The following is a 19,884-nucleotide window of genomic DNA, read 5'->3' as shown; positions in this document are numbered from 1 at the left end:
ATCAATCCCCCTTCGGATAGCGTTGGGACGCCTCGAGGACGTTGAGGTCCATGTGATTGCGCATGTAGCGCTCGGACGCCTTCTTCAGGGGCTGGAAGTCCCACGGATAATAGTCGCCGTTGCGCAGGGCCTCGTAGACCACCCACCGCCGCGCCTGACTCTCGCGCACTTCGGCATCGAAACGCGCCATGTCCCACTGCGCCCTCACGGCCCGGTCGAATTCGGCGACGATGTCGGCATGGCCCGGATCGGCGGCAAGGTTCGTCAGTTCCTGCGGATCGGCGTCCATGTCGAAGAGCTGCGGCGGATCGAGTTCGCAATGGGTGTATTTCCAACGCCCCTCGCGGAGCGCGACAAGCGGGGCCTCGGACCCCTCGGCGGCATATTCCATCCGAACCGGGTTCGTCCGGTCCGCGCCGTTCGCGACCGGCACGAGGCTCTCGCCATCGGTCCACGGCATGATGCCGCCGAGATCGATCCTGGCGAGATCGGCGAGCGTCGGGGTGACGTCGATGGTGGATACCGGCCGGTCGATCCGGCCGGGCGTCATGCCCGGCGCCGAGATCATCATGGGCACGCGGGCCGAGCCCTCGAAGAAGCTCATCTTGAACCACATGCCGCGCTCGCCCAGCATGTCGCCATGATCCGAAAGGAAGAGGACGATCGTCTCCTCGCTCTGGTCGGTCGTCTCCAGCGCTTCGAAGATCTCGCCGATCATGTCGTCGATATAGGAGATGTTGGCGAAATAGGCCCGGCGCGAGCGGCTGATATCGGCGTCCGAAATGTCGAAGTTCGTGCGGTCGTTGGCGTCGAGAATGCGCTGGGAATGCCGGTCCTGGTCCGCATAGGCGATCGGGCCGACCTTGGGCAGGAGGTGTTCGCAATCCTCGTAGAGGTCCCAGTATTTCCTGCGCGCGACGTACGGGTCGTGGGGATGGGTGAAGGAGACCGTGAGCATCCACGGACGCTCGTCCTTGCAGCGCCCGAGATCGTAGATCTTGCGCCTTGCCTCGTAGGCGACCTCGTCGTCATATTCGAGCTGGTTGGTGATCTCGCCGATCCCCGAGCCGGTGACCGAACCCATATTGTGGTACCACCAGTCGATCCGCTCGCCGGGCTTGCGATAGTCGGGCGTCCAGCCGAAATCGGCCGGGTAGACGTCGGTGGTCAGGCGCTCCTCGAAGCCGTGCAACTGGTCCGGCCCGACGAAATGCATCTTGCCGCACAAGGTCGTCTGGTAGCCGGCGCGGCGCAGATGATGGGCGTAGGTGGGAATGTCGGAGGCAAATTCCGCCGCGTTGTCGTAGACCCGCGTGCGCCGCGGCAACTGGCCGGACATGAAGCTCGCACGCGCAGGCGCGCAGAGCGGCGAGGCGGTGTAGCAGTTGCGAAACCGCGTCGAGCGCTCGGCGAGCTTCTTCAGGTTCGGCGCGTGCAGGAAATCGGCGGGCCCATCAGGAAACAGCGTTCCATTCAGCTGATCGACCATGAGGATCAGGATGTTCGGTTTCTTGCTCAAGTGCAGTTTCCCTTTGCCAAAGCCTTGTCGAGATAGTCGACGACGAGCGCCGCCGCGTCTTTCGGTCTGGGCGCGCGCTCCTGAAGCGCGGCGCGAATGTAGAGGCCGTCGATCATCGAGGCGAGACCTTGCGAGGTCTGGCGCGCCAGCGCGATCGGCATCAGCGAGCGCAGGGCGTGGACTAGGTTGGAATCCAGCCGTCTTGCATAGACGCGCAGCAGCCGCGCCGCGTCCCGCGAGCGATTCGCCTCGACGTAGAAGGCGAGCCAGGCCGACACGATCGCCTTGTCGAACTGCTCCGGCTCGAAGCAGGAGGCGATCACCGCCTCGATGCGGGCGCGCGGCGTTCCTGCCTCTGCGTAACGCTGCTTGACGGATTGGCCGAACGCATCGAGGATGTGCCGCATGGCGGCGATGATGATCTGTTCCTTCGAGCCGAAATAATGGTGGGCGAGGGCCGACGAGACGCCGGCGCGCCGCGCGATCCGGCTGACGGTGACGTCGACGGAGCCGGCGGCGCCGATCTCGGCGATCGCGGCGCTGATGAGCGCCTCCCGCCGTACCAGCTCCATTCCGATCTTCGGCATCAAGCCCCCGGTTTGCTCTTAAAATAATCAGAAACAGCGAATGCCAGTGTTTACATCAGGCAATATATGTTTTTTAACTGACTGATCAATCAAAAACTGCCGCCACACGAAAATCAACCCGAGAGGAACGACATGAAAATCAAGACCACTTCGATGTGCGCCCTGACCCTTCTTGCATCCAGCGCGCTCTGTGCACCGGCGTCCGCCCAGGTCGCCGACGCCTGCAAGGCCGTGTCCTTCTCGGATGTCGGCTGGACCGACATCACGACGACGACCGCCACGACGAAGCATATCCTCGAGGGACTCGGCTACGAGGTGGACGTGAAGATCCTCTCCGTTCCGGTGACCTTCGCCTCGATGGAAAGCGACGATGTGGACATCTTCCTCGGCAACTGGATGCCGGCCCAGAAGGGCGCGATCCAGCCCTATCTCGATTCCGGCGAGATCGAGGTCGTCGGCACCAACCTGACCGGCACCAAGTACACGCTCGCCGTTCCGGCCTATACCTACGAGGCGGGCCTGAAGAGCTTCGGCGATATCCACAAGTTTCGCGAAGAGCTCGACGCCAAGATCTACGGGATTGAGCCCGGCAACGAGGGCAACGGCTATCTCGTGTCGCTGACCACCGAGAACAAGCACGATCTCGAAGGCTTCGAGGTGGTCGAGAGCTCCGAGCAGGGAATGCTGGCCATGGTCGGCCGCGCCTACCAGAAGGAGGAGCCGATCGTCTTCCTCGGTTGGGAGCCGCATCCGATGAACGCCAACTACGATCTCAAATATCTGCCGGGCGGCGAAGAGTTCTTCGGCGGCGAGGGGATCGTCCAGACCGTGGTGCGCAAGGGCTATGCGGAAGAATGCCCGAACATGGCGAAACTTCTTGCCAACCAGACGTTCACCCTGCCCATGGAAAACCAGATCATGGGCGAGATCCTCGACGATGGTGCGGACCCGGCCGATGCGACCGAGGCCTGGCTCAAGGCGAATCCGGGCGAGTGGGAAGGCTGGCTCGAAGGCGTGACGACAGTCGACGGCGAGCCCGGTCTCGACGCCGTGAAGGCCCATCTCGGCCTTTGATTCCATCGCGAAGTTGAGTGAAGCCCCCGGTCGCCCGGCCGGCCGGGGGATTTCGACGAAGGCACGGGATCCGAATGGGACACGGGAGTTGAGCGCTTGGACTGGTTGACGGACTACAAGATCCCGGTCGGCAGGACCGCCGAATTCTTCTTCGACTGGCTGCAGACCAGCGGAGGCTGGTTCTTCGACGGGCTGGCGAGCGCCATGGAGAGCCTGATCGACGCGCTTCTCTGGATTCTCGAAACCCCGCCGCCGCTCCTCGTCATCGCCGTGTTCGCGATCTTCTCCTGGTGGCTGCAGAAAAGCTGGAAGATGGGGCTGTTCGTGCTTCTCGGCTTTTTGTTCATCGTCAACCAGGGCTATTGGGACGAGACGGTGCAGAGCCTGACGCTCGTCATCTCGGCCTGCGTCGTCTGCATGGCCGTCGGCGTGCCGATCGGGATCGCCACCGCGCACAGGCCGACGCTCTACAAGTTCCTGCAGCCGGTCCTCGACCTGATGCAGACGCTGCCGACCTTCGTCTATCTCATTCCCGCCATCGTCTTCTTCGGGATCGGCATGGTGCCCGGGCTGCTCGCAACCGTCATCTTCGTGCTGCCAGCGCCGATCCGCCTGACCCATCTGGGCATCTCATCCGCCCCGACGCCGCTTCTGGAAGCGGCCGACGCATTCGGCGCGACGGGGTTCCAGAAGCTGACCAAGGTCGAGCTGCCCTACGCGCTGCCGCAGATCATGGCCGGCCTCAACCAGACGATCATGTTGTCCCTGTCGATGGTGGTCATCGCGGCCCTCGTCGGCGCCAACGGGCTCGGCGTTCCGGTCATGCGGGCACTTGGCCAGGTCAACACCGCGCTCGGCTTCGAGAGCGGTTTCATCATCGTCGTCGTCGCGATCATGCTCGATCGCGTCCTGCGGATCGGGAGCAAGGCATGAGCAAGGCGATCATCTTCGACGACGTGAACATCGTCTTCGGCAAGCAGCCGGTCTCCGCCCTGCCATTGATGGATGCGGGCAAGAAGCGCAGCGATATCCAGGCCGAAACCGGCCAGGTGCTCGGCGTCCACGCCTGCTCGCTCGAAGTCGGCGAGGGCGAGATCCTCGTTCTCATGGGTCTGTCGGGCTCCGGCAAGTCGACCTTGCTGCGCGCCGTCAACGGTCTCAATCCGGTGTGTCGCGGCAAGGTTCTCGTCAATGACGGCACCGGCATGACCGACGTCACCAATGCCGACGAAAAGACGCTGCGCCAGATCCGCACCTCGCGCGTCTCCATGGTGTTCCAGCAGTTCGGGCTTCTGCCCTGGCGCAACGTTCTCGACAATGTCGCCCTCGGCCTCGAACTGTCCGGCATGTCGAAGAAGGAGCGCGAGGAAAAGGTCCGCACCCAGCTCGAGCTCGTCGGCCTGTCCGACTGGGCGGAGCGGAAAGTGGGCGAATTGTCCGGCGGGATGCAGCAGCGCGTCGGCCTTGCGCGCGCCTTCGCGACGCAGGCGCCGATCCTTCTGATGGACGAGCCGTTCTCCGCCCTCGATCCGCTGATCCGCGCGCGCTTGCAGGACGAGCTTCTGGACCTTCAGCAGAACCTGAAGCGCACGATCCTGTTCGTCAGCCACGATCTCGACGAGGCGTTCAAGCTCGGCGACCGGATCGCGATCATGGAGGGCGGGCGCATCGTCCAGTGCGGCACCCCGTCCGAAATCATCCAGAACCCGGCCGACGACTATGTCGCCGATTTCGTGGCGCATACCAACCTTCTCCAGATCCTGCGGGCCCGCGACGTCATGAAGCCGGACGACGGGTCGTCCGCCTCCGAGGGCGATGCGGTGGCCCCGGGAACGCCGATCGGCACCTTCATGGATCGGCTCGGCACGGGCGCGACCATTCGCGTCGAGGAGAACGGCGGGACGATCGGCCTGATCAGACCCTGCGATCTCGTCGCGGCGGTTTCGCCGAGAACCGCAAGCCGCCACAAGGCCGCCTGAGCGCGCCGCACCTGGGTCGTTTTCCTGCGGGTCATTCGATTTGACCCGCGCATTCATCGCGTCTACCAGTCCTGACGACACGACGGAGCCGGGCATCTTGACCCGGCTGAAATTCATGTCCGGTGCGGCCGACCCGATCGGGGGCCAAGACGGAAGCTGTCGGATCTGCATCGAAGGCGGCGCGGCGAGAGCCCGTCCCCCGCGATCCTCCGGCCATGAGCGAACACGCGGCGACCCCCGCGTCAGGAGGACGACATGAAGGCCTTGATGCTGTGCGGCCATGGCAGCCGCGACAAGGGCGCGATGGAAGAGTTCGGCGGCCTTGCCGAGAAGTTGCGCGAACGGCTGCCCGACTGGACGACCGAGCATGGCTATCTGGAATTTGCCAAGCCGGTGATCCGCGACGGCCTCAACAGGCTGAAGAATGGTGGCGCGCGCGAGATCGTCGCGCTTCCCGGCATGCTGTTTGCCGCGGGCCACGCCAAGAACGACATTCCTTCCGTGCTCAACACCTATGCCGCTGCCAACGACGTCGCCATCCATTATGGCCGCGAACTCGGCATCGATCCGAAGATGATTCGCGCCGCCGGCGAGCGCATCCGCGAGTGCCTGCGTGCCAATGGCTGGCGGGACGGCGAGCCCCTGCACGACACGATGCTGGTGGTCGTCGGGCGCGGCGCCTCCGATCCCGACGCCAATTCCAACGTGTCCAAGGTGATGCGCATGCTCTGGGAGGGGCTCGGGTTCGCGTGGGGCGAGACGGTCTATTCCGGCGTCACCTTTCCGCTGGTCGAACCGGGGCTCACCCATGCCGCGCGCCTCGGCTACAGGCGCATCGTGGTGTTTCCCTATTTCCTATTCACCGGCGTTCTCGTGCGCCGGATCTACGACCAGACCGACAAGGTCGCCGAGGCCCATCCGGAGATCGCCTTCCTGAAGGCGCCCTATCTGGGCGCCCACGATCTCGTCGTCGAAACCTTCGCCGACCGGCTTCGCGAGGTGCTGGAAGGCACCAACAACATGAACTGCCAGATGTGCAAGTACCGCGAGCAGGTTTTGGGCTTCGAGGCCGAGGTGGGCTTGGCCCAGGAAAGCCACCACCATCATGTGGAAGGCGTCGGCTCCTCGGCCGACTGCGCGCTGTGCGACGATATTTGCACGGGCGCCTGCCGCGCGGTCCCCGCGCCGGGCCCCGTTCCGGGAGCGGCGCACAGCCATTCGCACGCCGGCGACCATGCCCACGATCACCCGCACGATCACGGCCATTCTCATGATCACGATCACGGCCATTCGCACGGGCGCGAGCATGGGCACGAGCATGGGCATTCCCACGGGGCCGGCCATGCCCATGGCGGCGGCCACGATCACCATCATCATCCCTATCCCCACGCCGACCATCCGCTCGGCCCGAAGTCGATGCGCTGAGCCGTGCGGTCCGACGAGCGGCCGTCGATCCCGGCGCGGGCGGCGGGAGCGCCATGCAAGAGGGCCGGCACTCCGTGACCCGCCGATCCGATCAGAAGCCGGGCGTGCTCTACGGCCTTGGCGTCGGGCCGGGCGACCCGGACCTTCTGACGCTGAAGGCGCACCGGATCCTGACCGCGTCGCCGGTCGTCGCCTACCCCAAGCCCGAACAGGGCGAGAGCTTCGCGCGGGCGATCGTCGCCCAGTTCCTGGCGCCCGGGCAGGTGGAGATCGCGATCGCGGTGCCGATGCGCGTCGAGCGGTTTCCGGCCGCCGGCATCTATGACCGCGCGGCGCGCGACATCGCCGCGCGCCTCGACGGGGGCGAGGACGTCGCGGTTCTGTGCGAGGGCGATCCGTTCTTCTACGGCTCGTTCATGTATCTGTTCGAGCGGCTGGCGGGCCGTTTCGAGACGGTGATCGTTCCCGGTGTCTCCTCGGTGATGGCCGCGAGCGCTGCGAGCCTGCGCCCGCTCGCCGCGCGCAACGACGTGCTGACCATCATTCCGGGACCTTTGCCGGACCAGGAATTGAAGACCCGGATCGAGGGCGCGCAGGCGTTCGCGATCATGAAGCTCGGCCGGCACTTCGCCCGCATCAAGACCCTCCTCGAAACCATGGGGTTGAGCGGCAGCTGCCGCTATTGCGAGCGGGTGACGCTCGCGAACCAGACGATCGCACCGCTTGCCGAGACCGGGGACGTCGCACCCTATTTTTCGATGATCCTCGGCTATCGCGGCGACGAACCTGCGATCCTCAACGCACCCTTGCCCGGCGCTGGACGAAGAATGGAAGATCGATGACAGGCGTTCCGCCAGCCAGGCCCAAACCCGCCATCGTCATCCTGTCCGCCTCCGCGAGCGCTCTTGCCGCGCGGATCGCGGACGCGATCGACGGCGAGGTTCACGGGGCCTCGTCCCGAACCGCGAATGTCTCAACCTCGTTCGACAATGCGGGCGACCATCTCCGCTCGCTGTTTTCCGACGGGACGCCGATCGTCGCCGTCATGGCGAGCGGCGCCCTGATCCGCATTCTGGCGCCGCGTCTCGCCGACAAACTCACCGAACCGCCGGTCCTGTGCGTCGCCGAAGACGGCTCCAGCATCGTGCCGCTTCTGGGCGGCCATCACGGCGCAAACGATCTGGCGCGCCGGATCGCGGCGGTGACCGAAGGCCATGCGGCCATTACCACCGCCGGCGATCTCGCTCTCGGCCTTGCCCTCGACGCGCCGCCGCCCGGTTACGTCCTCGAAAATTTGGCGGATGCGAAGCGTGTCATGGCAGACCTTCTCGCCGGTTCGGCCGCACGCATCGAAGGGGATGCGCCCTGGCTGTCCGGCTCGCCGATCACGCTTTCGCACGAAGCCGAGATCGGCCTGACCCTTTCGCAGGACGCCCGCGCGCCCCGACCGAGCGAACTCCTTTATCGCCCGAGGACCCTCGTCCTCGGCATCGGCTCGGAACGCGGCGCGCCGGGTAACGAGGCGATCGAGCTCGCGCAGACCGCGCTGCGGACGGCCGGCGTCAGCCCGCTTTGCCTGGCCGCGGTCGCCAGTGTCGATCTGAAGGCGGACGAAGCGGCCGTCCATGCGGTTGCGGCGCATTTCGGCGTGGCCGCAAGGTTCTTCGCGGCGCACGATCTCGAAGCCGAGCGCGACAGGCTGGTGAACCCGTCCGAGATCGTTTTCGCCGAAATCGGCTGCCACGGCGTCGCGGAAGGAGCGGCGCTCGCCGGCGTCGGCCGGGACGGTCGCCTCATCCTCCCGAAGATCAAGTCGAAACGGGTCACCGCCGCGCTCGGACAGGCGCCGACACCTCTCGATCCAGGCGCGATCGGCCGGGCGCGGGGAACGCTCTTCGTCGTCGGGATCGGGCCGGGCCAGGCGGCCTGGCGCTCGCCCGAGGTTTCCGCCATGATCGCCGCATCCACCGATCTCGTCGGCTATTCGCTCTATCTCGACATTCTGGGGCCGCTGGCCGACGGCAAGGCGCGCCACGATTTCGATCTCGGCGCCGAGGAACTGCGCGTCCGCCGGGCGATGGAACTTGCCGGCGAGGGTCGGACCGTCGCCCTCGTCTGTTCGGGCGACGCCGGCATCTACGCGATGGCGACGCTCGTCTTCGAGCTTCTCGACAGGGGAGACCTTCCCGACGGCGCCAGGCGGATCGAGATCCAGTGCTCGCCGGGCATCTCCGCGCTGCAGGCGGCCAGCGCCCGGGCCGGTGCGCCGCTCGGCCATGATTTCTGCACGATTTCGCTGTCCGATCTCCTGACGCCCTGGGAGGACATCGAGCGGCGGGTGAAGGCCGCGGCCGAGGGCGATTTCGTGATCGCGTTCTACAATCCGGTCTCGAGGAAACGCCGCACCCAACTTGCCCATGCGCGGGACGAACTCCTGAGGCACCGGCCCGCCGATACCCCCGTCATCCTCGGCGTCAATCTCGGCCGCCCCACCGAAACGCTGCGCATCGTGACCCTAGCGGAGCTCGAAGTGGACGATGTCGACATGCTCACCGTCGTCCTCGTCGGCTCCTCCAACAGCCGGGTCGTGAAGACCGGCGATGGCCGCGACTGGGTCTACACGCCGCGCGGCTATGCCCGGAAGCACGGCACCGGGATCGGAACATGAGCGCGAACCCGATTTCTTCGACGAAGGCGCCGGCACCCAAGCGCTGCCTGAAACGAACACCACGAGGCGAGATGGCATGACTGTTCACTTCATCGGCGCCGGACCCGGCGCGCCCGATCTCATCACCGTGCGCGGGCTGAGGCTCATCCAGTCCTGCCCCGTCTGTCTCTACGCCGGATCGCTGGTGCCCGAGGAGATCGTCAAGGCCGCGCCGGCGGAGGCGCGCGTTCTCGATACGGCGCCGATGACGCTGGACGAGATCATCGCCGAGATCGTCGCGGCGAACGAGAAGGGCCTCGACGTCGCCCGGGTCCATTCGGGCGATCCCTCGCTCTACGGGGCGACGGCCGAGCAGATGCGGCGGCTCGACGCGCTCGCCATTCCGTTCGACGTGACGCCCGGCGTGCCGGCCTTCGCCGCGGCTGCGGCGGCGCTGAAGACCGAACTGACGGTGCCGGAGGTCTGCCAGACGGTCATCCTCACCCGCACCGCGATGAAGTCCTCCGCGATGCCTGCGGGCGAGGAGCTCGCGACGCTCGCGCAAAGCGGTGCGACGATGGCGATCCATCTGTCCGTCCGCAACATCCCGCATATTCAGCGCGAACTGGTGCCGGTCGACGCTTACGGCGAGGACTGCCCGGCCATCATCGCCTATCGGGTGGGCTGGCCGGACGAGACCTTCATCCGCTGCACACTCGGCGAGCTTCACCGCAAGGCGCGCGAGGCGAAGCTCACGCGCACGGCGCTGATCCTCGTCGGGCGCGGACTGGGTGCGAAGGACTTCATCGATTCAAGGCTCTACGACGGCGACCATGTCCACGTGCTTCGCCCGAAGCGCAAGAGCGTGGCCTGATCGAATGGCCGGCCTGCTGATCGCCGCGCCGTCTTCGGGGGCGGGCAAGACGACCGTGACGCTCGCCCTTATCTCCGCGCTCGCGCAGCGTGGGCTTCGCGTCGCCTCGGCAAAGGCGGGGCCTGACTATATCGACCCGGCCTATCATGCCGCGGCCAGCGGACACCCTTGCGTCAATCTCGATCCGTGGGCCATGCGGCCGGGGCTTCTGGAAGCGCTTCGCGCCACGGCCTGCGCCGATGCCGACGCCGATGCGTTCGTCGTCGAAGGCATGATGGGCCTGTTCGACGGCGCCGCCGACGGCACCGGATCGCCGGCCGATCTCGCCGAGATGCTGAGGCTGACTGTGGTTCTCGTCGTCGATTGCGCGCGGCAGAGCCATTCGGTGGCTGCGCTCGTCGCCGGCTTCGCCGGATTCAGGACCGCCCTGCCGATCGCCGGCCTGATTCTGAACCGGGTGGGGTCTCCAAGACATGAGACGCTGCTGCGCGAGGCGCTCGCGCCCTTGGCGATTCCCGTTCTCGCCTGTCTGCCGCGCCGGGCCGATCTTCTGCTGCCCGAGCGCCATCTCGGTCTCGTCCAGGCCGGGGAGCACGAGGATCTGGCAGGATTCCTCGCGCGGGCGGCTGACTGGTTTTCGTCGCATGCCGATCTGGAAACCCTCGCCGCGCTGGCGCGACCGCACGGCATGGGCGAGGGAGGCGAGACGTCCGTTTCCGCACTGCCGCCGCTCGGCCAGCATATCGCCATCGCACGCGACGCGGCCTTTGCGTTCTCCTATGGCCATCTTCTCGACGGATGGCGTGCGGCGGGCGCCGAACTTTCGGTCTTTTCGCCCCTGGCGGACGAGGCGCCGGACGCCGGCGCCGATGCGATCTACCTGCCGGGGGGCTATCCCGAGCTTCATGCCGGACGCCTCGCCGCCGCCTTGGCCTTCAAGGCCGGACTTCAGGCGGCGGCGCGGCGCGGCGCTCGGATCTATGGCGAATGCGGCGGCTACATGGCCCTCGGCGAGGGGCTGATCGATGCCGATGGAGAACGGCACGCGATGCTGGGGCTTCTGCCGCTCGTCACGAGCTTCGAAGCGCGCCGGCTGCATCTCGGCTATCGCCGGGTGAGCCCTTGCGCCGGCTCGCCGTTCGAAGGGGCGATGACGGCCCACGAATTCCACTATGCGACGATCGTTTCACAGGATGGAAGGGCGCCGCTTTTCGAGGCCGGGGACGCGCGGGGTACGGCGCTCGGATGCTATGGTCAGATCGACCGCAATGTGTGCGGCTCGTTTCTGCATCTCATAGACCGGATCGCGACGTGATCGAGACCCCGTTCAAGACCCATGGCGGCGCGCTCGACGCCGCGATCGAACGCTATGGCGGGTCGCGGGCCGATTGGCTCGATCTTTCGACCGGCATCAACCCTGCGCCGCCGCCCGTGCCCGATCTTCTTCCCGACACATGGTCGAGGCTTCCCGAACGGGCCGCCGAACAGCGGCTCGCGAACGCTGCGCGCAGCGCCTATGGCGCGCCGGCCAAGGCGGGAATCGCCATTGCGCCCGGCACGCAGGCGCTGATCTCGCTCCTGCCGTACCTTTTCGAGCCGCGAACCGTCGCGATCCTCGATCCGACCTATTCCGAGCACGGACGAGCCTTCGCGGCGGCGGGCCACACGCCCTGCAGCTTCTCCCATCTCGCCGCCATTGCGGATGCGGCGACGATCGTCGTCGTCGTCAATCCGAACAATCCGGACGGCAAGAGGTTCGCCCGGCGCGATCTTCTCGATCTGGCCGATCGGCTGGCACGCCGCGGCGGCCTTCTCGTCGTCGACGAGGCGTTCACCGATCCCGAACCCGGTTTGAGCGTCGCGCAGGAAACCGGACGGGACGGCCTTCTGGTGCTTCGCTCATTCGGCAAGTTCTTCGGCCTGGCGGGCCTGCGTCTCGGCTTCGCGCTGACGACGCCGGCGCTCGCCGCGAGCCTTGCCGCACGGCTCGGGTCCTGGGCGGTCTCGGGGCCGGCCCTTGCGATCGGAACGGCGTTTCTCGAAGACCGTGCGTTGATCGCCCGGGTGCGCGTTGCGCTCGGGATCCAGACCGACACGCTCTTCGGCGTCCTAGCCCGCGTCGGCCTTGATGTCGTGGGACAGACGCAGCTCTTTGCGACGGTTCACCACCCCTTCGCCCATGCCCTTCACGGCGCGCTCTGCCGTCGCCACATCCTCACCCGGCCCTTTGGCTATGCGCCCGAATGGCTCCGCTTCGGCAATCCGGGCGAGGCGCATCAGGCGCTGCGTCTGGAACGTGCGCTGGTCGAGAGCTTTGCCGAAACCCGTCAGGCCCGTGATGACCCAGCGCGGCAATCAAGCTAGAAGCGTTTCATCCGTTCATCAGACGATCCCCTTCGTTTCGCTCCCGTTTCCGGTCGAGCGAGCCTTGTTCTTCAGGAGCTTTTCATGTCCGCATCCGGCCTTCCCTTCGACGATATCCGCGAACTCGTCGCCACGATGCCCGGTTCCGATCGCCGGGCGGTTCACGCAAAACGCGAGCGTGAGGCCCAACTGACCAAGCCCGCCGGCGCGCTCGGACGGCTCGAGGACCTGTCGGAATGGGTTGCCGCATGGCGCGGCTCGGCAACGATCCAGCGTCCGGTCGTGGCGGTCTTCGCCGGCACGCACGGGGTGACGAAGCAGGGAATTTCGCCCTTTCCCTCGGACGTGACCCAACAGATGGTAACGAATTTCGCCGCGGGCGGCGCTGCGATCAACCAGATCTGCGCGGCCTACGATCTCGGCCTCAAGGTCTTCGACCTGGCGCTGGAGTTTCCGACCGGCGACATCAGCGTCGAGGCGGCGATGGACGAGAAGACCTGCGCAGCGACCATGGCGTTCGGCATGGAGGTCATGGCCGGCGAGCCCGACCTCCTCTGCCTCGGCGAAATGGGGATCGGCAACACCACGGTCGCGGCGGCGCTCTACTGCGGGCTGTTCGGCGGCAGTCCCGCCGACTGGGTGGGACCCGGCGCCGGCTTCGACACGACGGGCATCGATCACAAGGCAAAGATCGTCGCCAGGGCGATCGAGACCCACAAGGGGCATCTGAAGGATCCGCTGGAAGTCCTGCGCCGGCTCGGCGGCCGCGAGTTCGCGGCGATGGCCGGCGCGATCCTGGCGGCCCGCACCCAGCGCGTGCCGGTGATCATCGACGGCTTCGTGGCGACGGCCGCCGCGGCCGTTCTTCACAAGATGGACCCGTCGACCCTCGACCATTGCCTGTTCGCCCACGTCTCGGCCGAGCCCGGTCACATCAAGGCGCTGGGAATCATGGACAAGGTGCCGCTGCTCGCCCTCGGCATGCGTCTCGGCGAAGGCACGGGCGCGGCGATCGCCGCCGGCATCGTCAAGGCCGCATGCCAGTGCCACACCGGCATGGCGACCTTCGAGCAGGCTGCGGTTTCGAACAAGGCGGTCTGACCCGCCGGTCGATCGGGCGCGTTCCGATCGGCCCCGGCTCCTTCAGGGCCGATGGGGAAACCAACAGGACAACAGGCGCATCGCGCGTCCGAATGGACGCACCTGCTCGATAGCCTCAGGCGACACCTCAGCATCGCCTGCGACTTAAGGTTTAGTGCTTGGCGCGCCGGATCGATCGAAAAACCGGAATCAACGTTTCCGCCCGGTGCGCTGGGCAATGCGTGCGTCCATCCAGGCGATGAGATCGGCGATCGCCGGATCGCGCAGGCTCGCCATCTCGTTGAGGGTCTCGTGGCGAGCCCCTTCGACGATCGACAGGGTCACGTCGCCGAGCCCTTTGTCGCGCAGGCGGCCGGCGAGCCAATGCAGGGCCTCGCCCTTGCCGGTGACCGGATCTTCGGAGCCACCGAGAAGATGCACCGGAATATCGTCGGGAAGCGCCGCGATCGACGCGGGGGCGCCGCCCTTGCGGATGAGGGTGATGATATCGTCCATCATCGAGACGGTCGGCGTGAAGCCGCAAAGCGGATCGGCAATATAGGCGTCGACCGCGCCCGGGTCGTGCGACAGCCAGTCGAACTCGGTGCGTCTGGCCGGAATCGATTTTGCCCAGGCATCGAACATGGCGCGCTGGAAGAGGCCGCTGGCGACGTCCGATCCCTTGAGCGCCTTTTCGATGCGAAGCCCGAACGCGCCGAGGCGCAGCTGCCAGTCGGCCTTGACGCTCGAATTCCAGATCGCAAGTCCGGCGATCGTGTTTTCGCGCGCATGGCGCTCGGCGAAATTGATCGCGACGAGGCCGCCCATGGAGTGGCCGAAGACGAAGAGCGGAAGAGCGGGATGGTTGCTTCGCGCGAAATCGAAGACCGTCCGGCAATCGAGAAGAACCGCGTCCGCCCCATCGCGCCGTGCGAACCGTCTCAGCGGCGCGTCCCGGGCGACCGTCGAACCATGGCCGCGATGGTCGTGGGCATAGACCGCATATCCCGCATCCGCCAGAATGCCGGCAACGCGCCCATAGCGGCCCGCATGTTCGGCAAGCCCGTGAAAGAGGAGGATCACGGCTTTGGGGACTGCCGGCACCGCGCGATAGACGTGAAGGGCGGCGCCGCTTGCGCTGTCGAGTGTCAGCGCTGGAAACTGGCTCATCGTGCGCGCTCGTCTCTCATGGGGCAGGGCGGGACGGTCGCGTGCCTGCGGGAAGAAGCGCCAGAGCGCAGAAACGGCCTCACGTCCAGAGGAAAGCGACCTTCGAGACCGTTTTCCCACCGAAGGTCTCGATACCCTCCGCCACGTCGGTGCCGCCGAGGCTCGTGTAGAACGCCACGGCCCGGTCGTTCTCGGCCAGGGTCCAGATCGCAAAACCCCGGGCCCCGTCCCTCAGCAGGCAGTCGCGCGCGGCGTTGAAGAGCCTGCGGCCAAGGCCGACCCCCTGAAATGTCGGGTCGAGGTAGAGCTCGTAAAGCTCGCCGTCGACGGGCAGGCTGCGGGTCCGGTTCTGGCCGAGCGTCGCATAGCCGACGATCGTTCCCCCAAAACTGCAAACCAGGATCGCCGCGCCGGACTTGACGGTTCGCGACCACCACCCGGCATCGCGCAGGCCGATCATGGCGTGCAGGCTTCGGAACGGAATGATTCCGGTGTAGGCCTGCCGCCAGGAGGCTGCATGAATGCGGTTGAGACAAAGGGCGTCCGTCTCCCGCGCATATCGGATATCGGTCAATGTGGTCGTCATCGTCGCATCCGCGCCGTCTCTCGAGCCGCAGCTCCGTGGCCTCGCCGATTGCGCGGCAGGCGATCGTCCCTTGCGATCTTAACCATCAAGAGGCGTCCTTTAAAAGAGCCTCATCGGCGACGTGACGCGCAAACGCCGAATGGCTCGTTCTGTCCCATGTCACGAACCAAGTACGCCCGTGGCGAGGGCCTTCTGAATGCCGCTGATATTGGCCGAACGCGAAAGCTCCCGCTTGATCGGTGCCTGCCCCGACACATGGACGGTCATTTCCGAATCGGCATCGAACCGGCCCGCGGTCTCGATGGCGAAACTGGTGATGGCCCGGTAGGGGATTGAGAGAATTCGCCGTTTCGAGCCGGTCAGGCCCTGCTTGTCCACAAGAATCAGGCGCCTCTCGGTGAACACCATCAGGTCCCGGACGACCTTGAAGGCCAGGGTCACCGTCTCGCCCTCGATCAGGACCGGCGCCAGATCGTCGCGAACCTCTGCGATGTCGACATCGCTGGTCAGTCCCAGAAGGCCCGACAACAATCCCATGAGCGACTCCTTTCGCGTGTATGAACGACCGTGAAAATGGCAGAAAACGACCTTTTGTCCAAGTATCGCCTCCAACGCGCGTGCGAAAAAAGTTTTTCGCACTGCAGCATTTCCCCGTCGAACAATAAATGAAAGTGATCTTTACCGAAGGGGGGACACTCGTGCTAAGAGCAAACCGTGTGAATGGGAGGAATTTGCATGAGTAACTTGAATACGCCAGGTGGATCGGAAGATCGCAGCCCTGCCGCATACTGGAAAGCCAATGTCCGCTTGATGGCTGGCTGCCTGATCGTCTGGGCGATCGTGTCGTTCGGGTTCGCGATCCTGCTGCGTCCGCTTCTCGCCAGCATCGCGATCGGCGGCACGGATCTCGGTTTCTGGTTCGCCCAGCAAGGATCGATCCTCGTCTTCATCATCATCATCTTCTTCTACGCTTTTCGGATGAGCGCGCTCGACCGGAAGTTCAACGTCGACGAAGAATAAGCGGGCTCGGGAGGGAAATCGTCATGGATCAATATTATCTCAATCTGCTTTTCGTGGGGGCAACGTTCGCGTTGTACATCGGCATCGCCTTCTGGGCGCGCGCCGGATCGACGGAAGAATTCTATGCTGCCAATCGCGGCGTCCACCCGATCACCAACGGGATGGCGACCGCCGCCGACTGGATGTCGGCCGCCTCGTTCATCTCGATGGCCGGCATTCTCGCCTTCAGCGGCTACGACGCCTCGGCCTATCTGATGGGCTGGACCGGCGGCTACGTGCTCCTGGCGCTGCTTCTCGCACCCTATCTGCGCAAGTTCGGCAGCTACACGGTTCCCGAGTTCATCGGCGACCGTTTCTACTCCAAGACGGCCCGCATGGTCGGCGTCATCTGCCTGATCGTGGCCTCGGTCACCTACGTGATCGGCCAGATGACCGGCGTCGGCGTCGCGTTCTCGCGCTTCCTCGAGGTCTCCAACACGGCAGGTCTCCTGATCGGTGCGGCGGTCGTGTTCTTCTACGCCGTTCTCGGCGGCATGAAGGGCGTGACCTATACGCAGGTCGCCCAGTACATCGTGCTGATCCTGGCCTATACCATCCCGGCCATCTTCATCTCGCTGCAGCTGACTGGCAATCCGGTTCCGCCGCTCGGCCTGTTCTCCGACTTCGAAAGTTCCGGACAGCCCATCCTCGCGACGCTGAACACGGTCATCGGCGAGCTCGGCTTCGCCAGCTACACCGGCCAGCAGGATACCGACCTCAACCTCTTCCTCTTCACCCTGACGCTGATGATCGGTACGGCGGGTCTGCCGCACGTGATCATCCGCTTCTTCACGGTGCCGAAAGTGTCCGACGCCCGTTATTCGGCGGGTTGGGCCCTGGTGTTCATCGCGCTCCTCTACCTCACGGCCCCGGCCGTCGGTGCGATGGCGCGTCTGAACATCATCAACACCGTCTATCCGAACGGCGTCGCGGAAGAATCGCTTGCCTATGACGAGCGTCCCGAGTGGGTCCGGAACTGGGAGAAGACCAATCTCATCCAGTTCGACGACAAGAACAATGACGGCAACATCCAGATCTACAACGATACCAACGCCGACTTTGCACCGACGGCGGAGCAGAACGGCTGGCAGGGCAACGAACTGGAGGTCAACAACGACATTCTGGTTCTCGCCAACCCCGAGATCGCCGGACTTCCGGGCTGGGTGATCGCACTCGTGGCGGCCGGCGGCCTTGCTGCGGCTCTCTCGACGGCGGCAGGTCTTCTGCTGGCGATCGCGAGCGCGGTCTCGCACGATCTCGTCAAGGGCGCGATCAATCCGAGAATATCGGAGAAGGGCGAGCTGATGGCGGCTCGCGTCGCCATGGCCGCGGCCATCGCGGTCGCGACCTATCTCGGTCTCAACCCGCCCGGATTTGCCGCACAGACCGTGGCGCTGGCATTCGGCATCGCGGCGGCGTCGATCTTCCCGGTGCTGATGATGGGCATCTTCACGAAGACGATCAACAATCATGGCGCAGTGGCCGGCATGATCGTCGGTCTCGTCGTCACCGTCCTCTACATCTTCCTGCACAAGGGTTGGTTCTTCGTTCCCGATACGAACAGCTTCACGGACGCGGACCCGCTCTTCCTCTCGGTAAAGTCCACCTCGTTCGGTGCCATCGGCGCACTCTTCAACTTCGTCACGGCCATCATCGTGTCGAAGATGACGGCAGCGCCCCCGGTCCGCATCCAGGAAATGGTCGAATCCCTGCGCGTTCCGCGCGGCGCGAGCACGGCGACCGGCCACTAAGGCGACAGACCCGAGCCAACATCCGATGCAACGAGACGGCCCGCCTGCGAACAGGCGGGCCGTTTCCCATTGACCCGTGCGGCAGTCTTGCGGCAGGTCAGCGCGTCCGGCAACCTGCCCCCTTGGCCGCCACCGGGCGGGAGGCGGTCCGAACCCAACGAGACAGCGACGACCTTATGATCCTGGAACTTCTCGCAGCCATCGCGCTCGCCCTCAGCGTCGGCGGCCTCGTCGTCTTCCTGCGCAAGCTCTCCGGCGGCCGCCTGCCGAAGACGGCGATCCCCGTCATGGCCGCGCTCGCATTGGTGGGCTTCGCCGTCTGGGGTGATTATACATGGGCCGCGCGCACGGCGTCGGCTCTGCCCGATCGTCTCGTCGTCGTCGACAAGGTCAGCCAGTCCAATGTCTGGCGCCCCTGGAGCTTCGTCTTTCCCGTGGCCGAACGGTTCGTCGCGGCCGATGTCGGCGGCGCGCGGCGCAACGCCAACGATCCCGATGCCGTTCGCGTCGATCTCTATTTCCTGGAGCGGCGCGTTCCGGCCGAGCGGCAGACCGTCGTCATGGATTGCGGCGCGGCGACGCCGCCAGGCACCGACGGTAAGGCCGTCGGCGACGAGGCGGATCGAGCCGGCCGGGTGCAGGACCTCGTCTGCTCGCAGGTTCCGCCGCTGACGACCGGTTCATCCGACGCCGAGAACCGATAGCCACAGGCTGAGCGTGACGACCGACAGCATGGTCGACAGGAGGATCGTGGTCGCCGCCAGCTTTTCGCCGGTTCCGAAATAGGCGGCGAACAGGTAGGCGTTGACGCCCGCCGGCGCCGCGGCCGTCAGGACGGCGACGTTCAGCCAGAGGGTCGTCAGTCCGAACTGCGACGCCGCCAGCCAGACGAGGCCGGGCTGAACCACCAGCGACACAAACGTGATGAGGGATGCCGAGACGAGATCGCCCTTCAGCCCGTAGCGCGTCAGCGACATGCCAAGCGAGAAGAGCGCCAGCGGTCCGGCGGTGGAACCGATCAGCTGGGTGATCTGGTCGAAATGACTTTCGAGCTCGAGGCCCGTGCCGCGCCACAGAAGCCCGCATGCGATGCCGATGATGATCGAGTTCGTCGCAAGGTTGCGGCCGACCCGTTTCAGCGTCGCGGAAACATCGACCCGCTCGCTCTGCCCGTCGCCCGTCCGGGCGTCGAGGATGACGGCGCGCTCCACCATCAGCGTCGATGCGATCATCATGATCGGCAGATGGATGGCGAGAATCAGCAGCAGCGGCTCGAGGCCGATGTCGCCATAGGCCCGCTGGATCGTCGGCAGGGCGACGAACACCGTGTTGGCGAAACTCGACGTGATCCCGGCAATCACGCCGGTCCGGTGATCGGCCTTCGCGATCCGGCGAATGAGCACCGTGCCGATCGTCCAGGCGAGCGCGACGGCGCCGAAATAGATGGCCCAGAGCGCCAGGGGGTTGGAACCGCCGAACGCGGCCTGGGAGAGGGAGCGGAACAGGAGCACCGGCACGGCGACGACGAAGACGAATTTGGCCAGCGCCTGACCGACATCCTCGGACAGGATCCTGAAATGGCCGGCAAGAAAGCCGATCGCGATGAGGCCGAACACGGGAACGATGATATCGAGGATGGTCTGCATGGGCTTTGCGATAGCTGGGCGGGGGCGGCGAGGCAAACGACCCGGCATCGGCGCCGATCAACAAGGCGGCATCGGTTCGCCGGGGTGCCCGATCGCGTCGTGATCGCCGAACGGCGCCGGTGG

Annotated in this window: 19 protein-coding genes; 13 read left to right on the top strand and 6 right to left on the bottom strand. The window is 65.7% G+C overall.

What is annotated here, in order from left to right:
- Position 1: 1 nt before the first annotated feature.
- Both betC and betI read right to left on the bottom strand, forming a co-directional pair.
- Positions 2–1,519, bottom strand: coding sequence for a choline-sulfatase (betC, locus tag U0C82_RS00905; RefSeq protein WP_322184956.1), 1,518 nt, complete (start codon positions 1,517–1,519; stop codon positions 2–4).
- Positions 1,516–2,106, bottom strand: coding sequence for a transcriptional regulator BetI (betI, locus tag U0C82_RS00900; RefSeq protein WP_322184954.1), 591 nt, complete (start codon positions 2,104–2,106; stop codon positions 1,516–1,518). Before betI ends, betC begins: the two co-directional genes overlap by 4 nt.
- A gap of 132 nt (positions 2,107–2,238) precedes the next feature.
- Between betI and choX the strand changes: the two genes are divergently transcribed.
- The 10 genes from choX (at position 2,239) to cobT (ending at position 13,570) form a co-directional block, all read left to right on the top strand.
- Complete coding sequence (choX, locus tag U0C82_RS00895) at positions 2,239–3,180, top strand: choline ABC transporter substrate-binding protein (RefSeq protein WP_322184952.1); 942 nt, start codon at positions 2,239–2,241, stop codon at positions 3,178–3,180.
- 96 nt (positions 3,181–3,276) lie between these two features.
- A complete protein-coding gene (choW, locus tag U0C82_RS00890) occupies positions 3,277–4,113 on the top strand; it encodes a choline ABC transporter permease subunit (protein WP_322184950.1) in 837 nt (278 codons plus the stop codon).
- Entirely contained in the window at positions 4,110–5,159 is a 1,050-nt protein-coding gene (choV, locus tag U0C82_RS00885; RefSeq protein WP_322184948.1) for a choline ABC transporter ATP-binding protein, read from the top strand. Before choW ends, choV begins: the two co-directional genes overlap by 4 nt.
- A 255-nt stretch (positions 5,160–5,414) precedes the next feature.
- A complete protein-coding gene (locus U0C82_RS00880; RefSeq protein ID WP_322184947.1) occupies positions 5,415–6,584 on the top strand; it encodes a sirohydrochlorin chelatase in 1,170 nt (389 codons plus the stop codon).
- 74 nt (positions 6,585–6,658) lie between these two features.
- Positions 6,659–7,426: a precorrin-2 C(20)-methyltransferase gene (gene cobI, locus U0C82_RS00875; protein WP_322184945.1), complete on the top strand. Its 768-nt coding sequence runs from the start codon at positions 6,659–6,661 to the stop codon at positions 7,424–7,426.
- The gene (cobJ, locus tag U0C82_RS00870; RefSeq protein ID WP_322184943.1) at positions 7,423–9,252 is read left to right on the top strand and encodes a precorrin-3B C(17)-methyltransferase; all 1,830 of its coding nucleotides are present in this window, start codon (positions 7,423–7,425) and stop codon (positions 9,250–9,252) included. The genes cobI and cobJ overlap by 4 nt, the downstream gene beginning before the upstream one ends.
- Before the next feature lie 76 nt (positions 9,253–9,328).
- Positions 9,329–10,105, top strand: a complete 777-nt coding sequence (cobM, locus tag U0C82_RS00865; RefSeq protein WP_322184941.1) for a precorrin-4 C(11)-methyltransferase — start codon at positions 9,329–9,331, stop codon at positions 10,103–10,105.
- Between the two features lie 4 nt (positions 10,106–10,109).
- On the top strand, positions 10,110–11,420 hold the full coding sequence (locus U0C82_RS00860) for a cobyrinic acid a,c-diamide synthase CobB (protein ID WP_322184939.1): 1,311 nt from the start codon (positions 10,110–10,112) through the stop codon (positions 11,418–11,420).
- Positions 11,417–12,469, top strand: coding sequence for a threonine-phosphate decarboxylase CobD (gene cobD, locus U0C82_RS00855; protein WP_322184937.1), 1,053 nt, complete (start codon positions 11,417–11,419; stop codon positions 12,467–12,469). The genes U0C82_RS00860 and cobD overlap by 4 nt, the downstream gene beginning before the upstream one ends.
- A gap of 84 nt (positions 12,470–12,553) precedes the next feature.
- On the top strand, positions 12,554–13,570 hold the full coding sequence (cobT, locus tag U0C82_RS00850) for a nicotinate-nucleotide--dimethylbenzimidazole phosphoribosyltransferase (RefSeq protein ID WP_322184935.1): 1,017 nt from the start codon (positions 12,554–12,556) through the stop codon (positions 13,568–13,570).
- Positions 13,571–13,759: 189 nt separating this feature from the next.
- Here the strand turns inward: cobT and U0C82_RS00845 are convergent, their stop codons facing one another.
- The 3 genes from U0C82_RS00845 to U0C82_RS00835 all read right to left on the bottom strand — a co-directional run bounded on the left by U0C82_RS00845 (position 13,760) and on the right by U0C82_RS00835 (position 15,842).
- Entirely contained in the window at positions 13,760–14,719 is a 960-nt protein-coding gene (locus tag U0C82_RS00845; protein WP_322184933.1) for an alpha/beta hydrolase, read from the bottom strand.
- 79 nt (positions 14,720–14,798) lie between these two features.
- Positions 14,799–15,305 carry a GNAT family N-acetyltransferase gene (locus tag U0C82_RS00840; RefSeq protein WP_322184931.1) on the bottom strand — a complete coding sequence of 169 codons (507 nt, stop codon included), beginning with the start codon at positions 15,303–15,305 and terminating at the stop codon, positions 14,799–14,801.
- Positions 15,306–15,464: 159 nt separating this feature from the next.
- Positions 15,465–15,842 (bottom strand): PH domain-containing protein, encoded by a 378-nt coding sequence (locus U0C82_RS00835; protein ID WP_322184929.1) that lies wholly within the window; start codon positions 15,840–15,842, stop codon positions 15,465–15,467.
- A 198-nt stretch (positions 15,843–16,040) separates the two neighbouring features.
- Between U0C82_RS00835 and U0C82_RS00830 the strand changes: the two genes are divergently transcribed.
- The 3 genes from U0C82_RS00830 (at position 16,041) to U0C82_RS00820 (ending at position 18,819) form a co-directional block, all read left to right on the top strand.
- A complete protein-coding gene (locus U0C82_RS00830; RefSeq protein WP_322184927.1) occupies positions 16,041–16,325 on the top strand; it encodes a DUF4212 domain-containing protein in 285 nt (94 codons plus the stop codon).
- Between the two features lie 23 nt (positions 16,326–16,348).
- A complete protein-coding gene (locus U0C82_RS00825; RefSeq protein WP_322184925.1) occupies positions 16,349–18,115 on the top strand; it encodes a sodium:solute symporter family protein in 1,767 nt (588 codons plus the stop codon).
- Positions 18,116–18,291: 176 nt separating this feature from the next.
- Positions 18,292–18,819 carry a hypothetical protein gene (locus tag U0C82_RS00820; protein ID WP_322184923.1) on the top strand — a complete coding sequence of 176 codons (528 nt, stop codon included), beginning with the start codon at positions 18,292–18,294 and terminating at the stop codon, positions 18,817–18,819.
- Here U0C82_RS00820 and U0C82_RS00815 read toward each other — a convergent pair.
- On the bottom strand, positions 18,796–19,761 hold the full coding sequence (locus tag U0C82_RS00815; protein WP_322184921.1) for an AEC family transporter: 966 nt from the start codon (positions 19,759–19,761) through the stop codon (positions 18,796–18,798). The two genes, U0C82_RS00820 and U0C82_RS00815, sit on opposite strands and share 24 nt — an antisense overlap.
- Positions 19,762–19,884 lie beyond the last annotated feature (123 nt).

Source organism: Fulvimarina uroteuthidis, assembly GCF_034321785.1.
GTDB lineage: Bacteria > Pseudomonadota > Alphaproteobacteria > Rhizobiales > Rhizobiaceae > Fulvimarina > Fulvimarina uroteuthidis.
This window is presented reverse-complemented; position numbering and strand designations above follow the sequence as displayed.

Coding starts and splice junctions, on each gene's coding strand:
- betI (WP_322184954.1), bottom strand. CDS start 2,106: ATGCCGAAGATCGGAATGGAGCTGGTACGGCGGGAGGCGCTCATCAGC.
- choX (WP_322184952.1), top strand. CDS start 2,239: ATGAAAATCAAGACCACTTCGATGTGCGCCCTGACCCTTCTTGCATCC.
- choV (WP_322184948.1), top strand. CDS start 4,110: ATGAGCAAGGCGATCATCTTCGACGACGTGAACATCGTCTTCGGCAAG.
- U0C82_RS00880 (WP_322184947.1), top strand. CDS start 5,415: ATGAAGGCCTTGATGCTGTGCGGCCATGGCAGCCGCGACAAGGGCGCG.
- cobJ (WP_322184943.1), top strand. CDS start 7,423: ATGACAGGCGTTCCGCCAGCCAGGCCCAAACCCGCCATCGTCATCCTG.
- cobM (WP_322184941.1), top strand. CDS start 9,329: ATGACTGTTCACTTCATCGGCGCCGGACCCGGCGCGCCCGATCTCATC.
- U0C82_RS00860 (WP_322184939.1), top strand. CDS start 10,110: ATGGCCGGCCTGCTGATCGCCGCGCCGTCTTCGGGGGCGGGCAAGACG.
- cobT (WP_322184935.1), top strand. CDS start 12,554: ATGTCCGCATCCGGCCTTCCCTTCGACGATATCCGCGAACTCGTCGCC.
- U0C82_RS00845 (WP_322184933.1), bottom strand. CDS start 14,719: ATGAGCCAGTTTCCAGCGCTGACACTCGACAGCGCAAGCGGCGCCGCC.
- U0C82_RS00840 (WP_322184931.1), bottom strand. CDS start 15,305: ATGACGACCACATTGACCGATATCCGATATGCGCGGGAGACGGACGCC.
- U0C82_RS00835 (WP_322184929.1), bottom strand. CDS start 15,842: ATGGGATTGTTGTCGGGCCTTCTGGGACTGACCAGCGATGTCGACATC.
- U0C82_RS00830 (WP_322184927.1), top strand. CDS start 16,041: ATGAGTAACTTGAATACGCCAGGTGGATCGGAAGATCGCAGCCCTGCC.
- U0C82_RS00825 (WP_322184925.1), top strand. CDS start 16,349: ATGGATCAATATTATCTCAATCTGCTTTTCGTGGGGGCAACGTTCGCG.
- U0C82_RS00820 (WP_322184923.1), top strand. CDS start 18,292: ATGATCCTGGAACTTCTCGCAGCCATCGCGCTCGCCCTCAGCGTCGGC.
- U0C82_RS00815 (WP_322184921.1), bottom strand. CDS start 19,761: ATGCAGACCATCCTCGATATCATCGTTCCCGTGTTCGGCCTCATCGCG.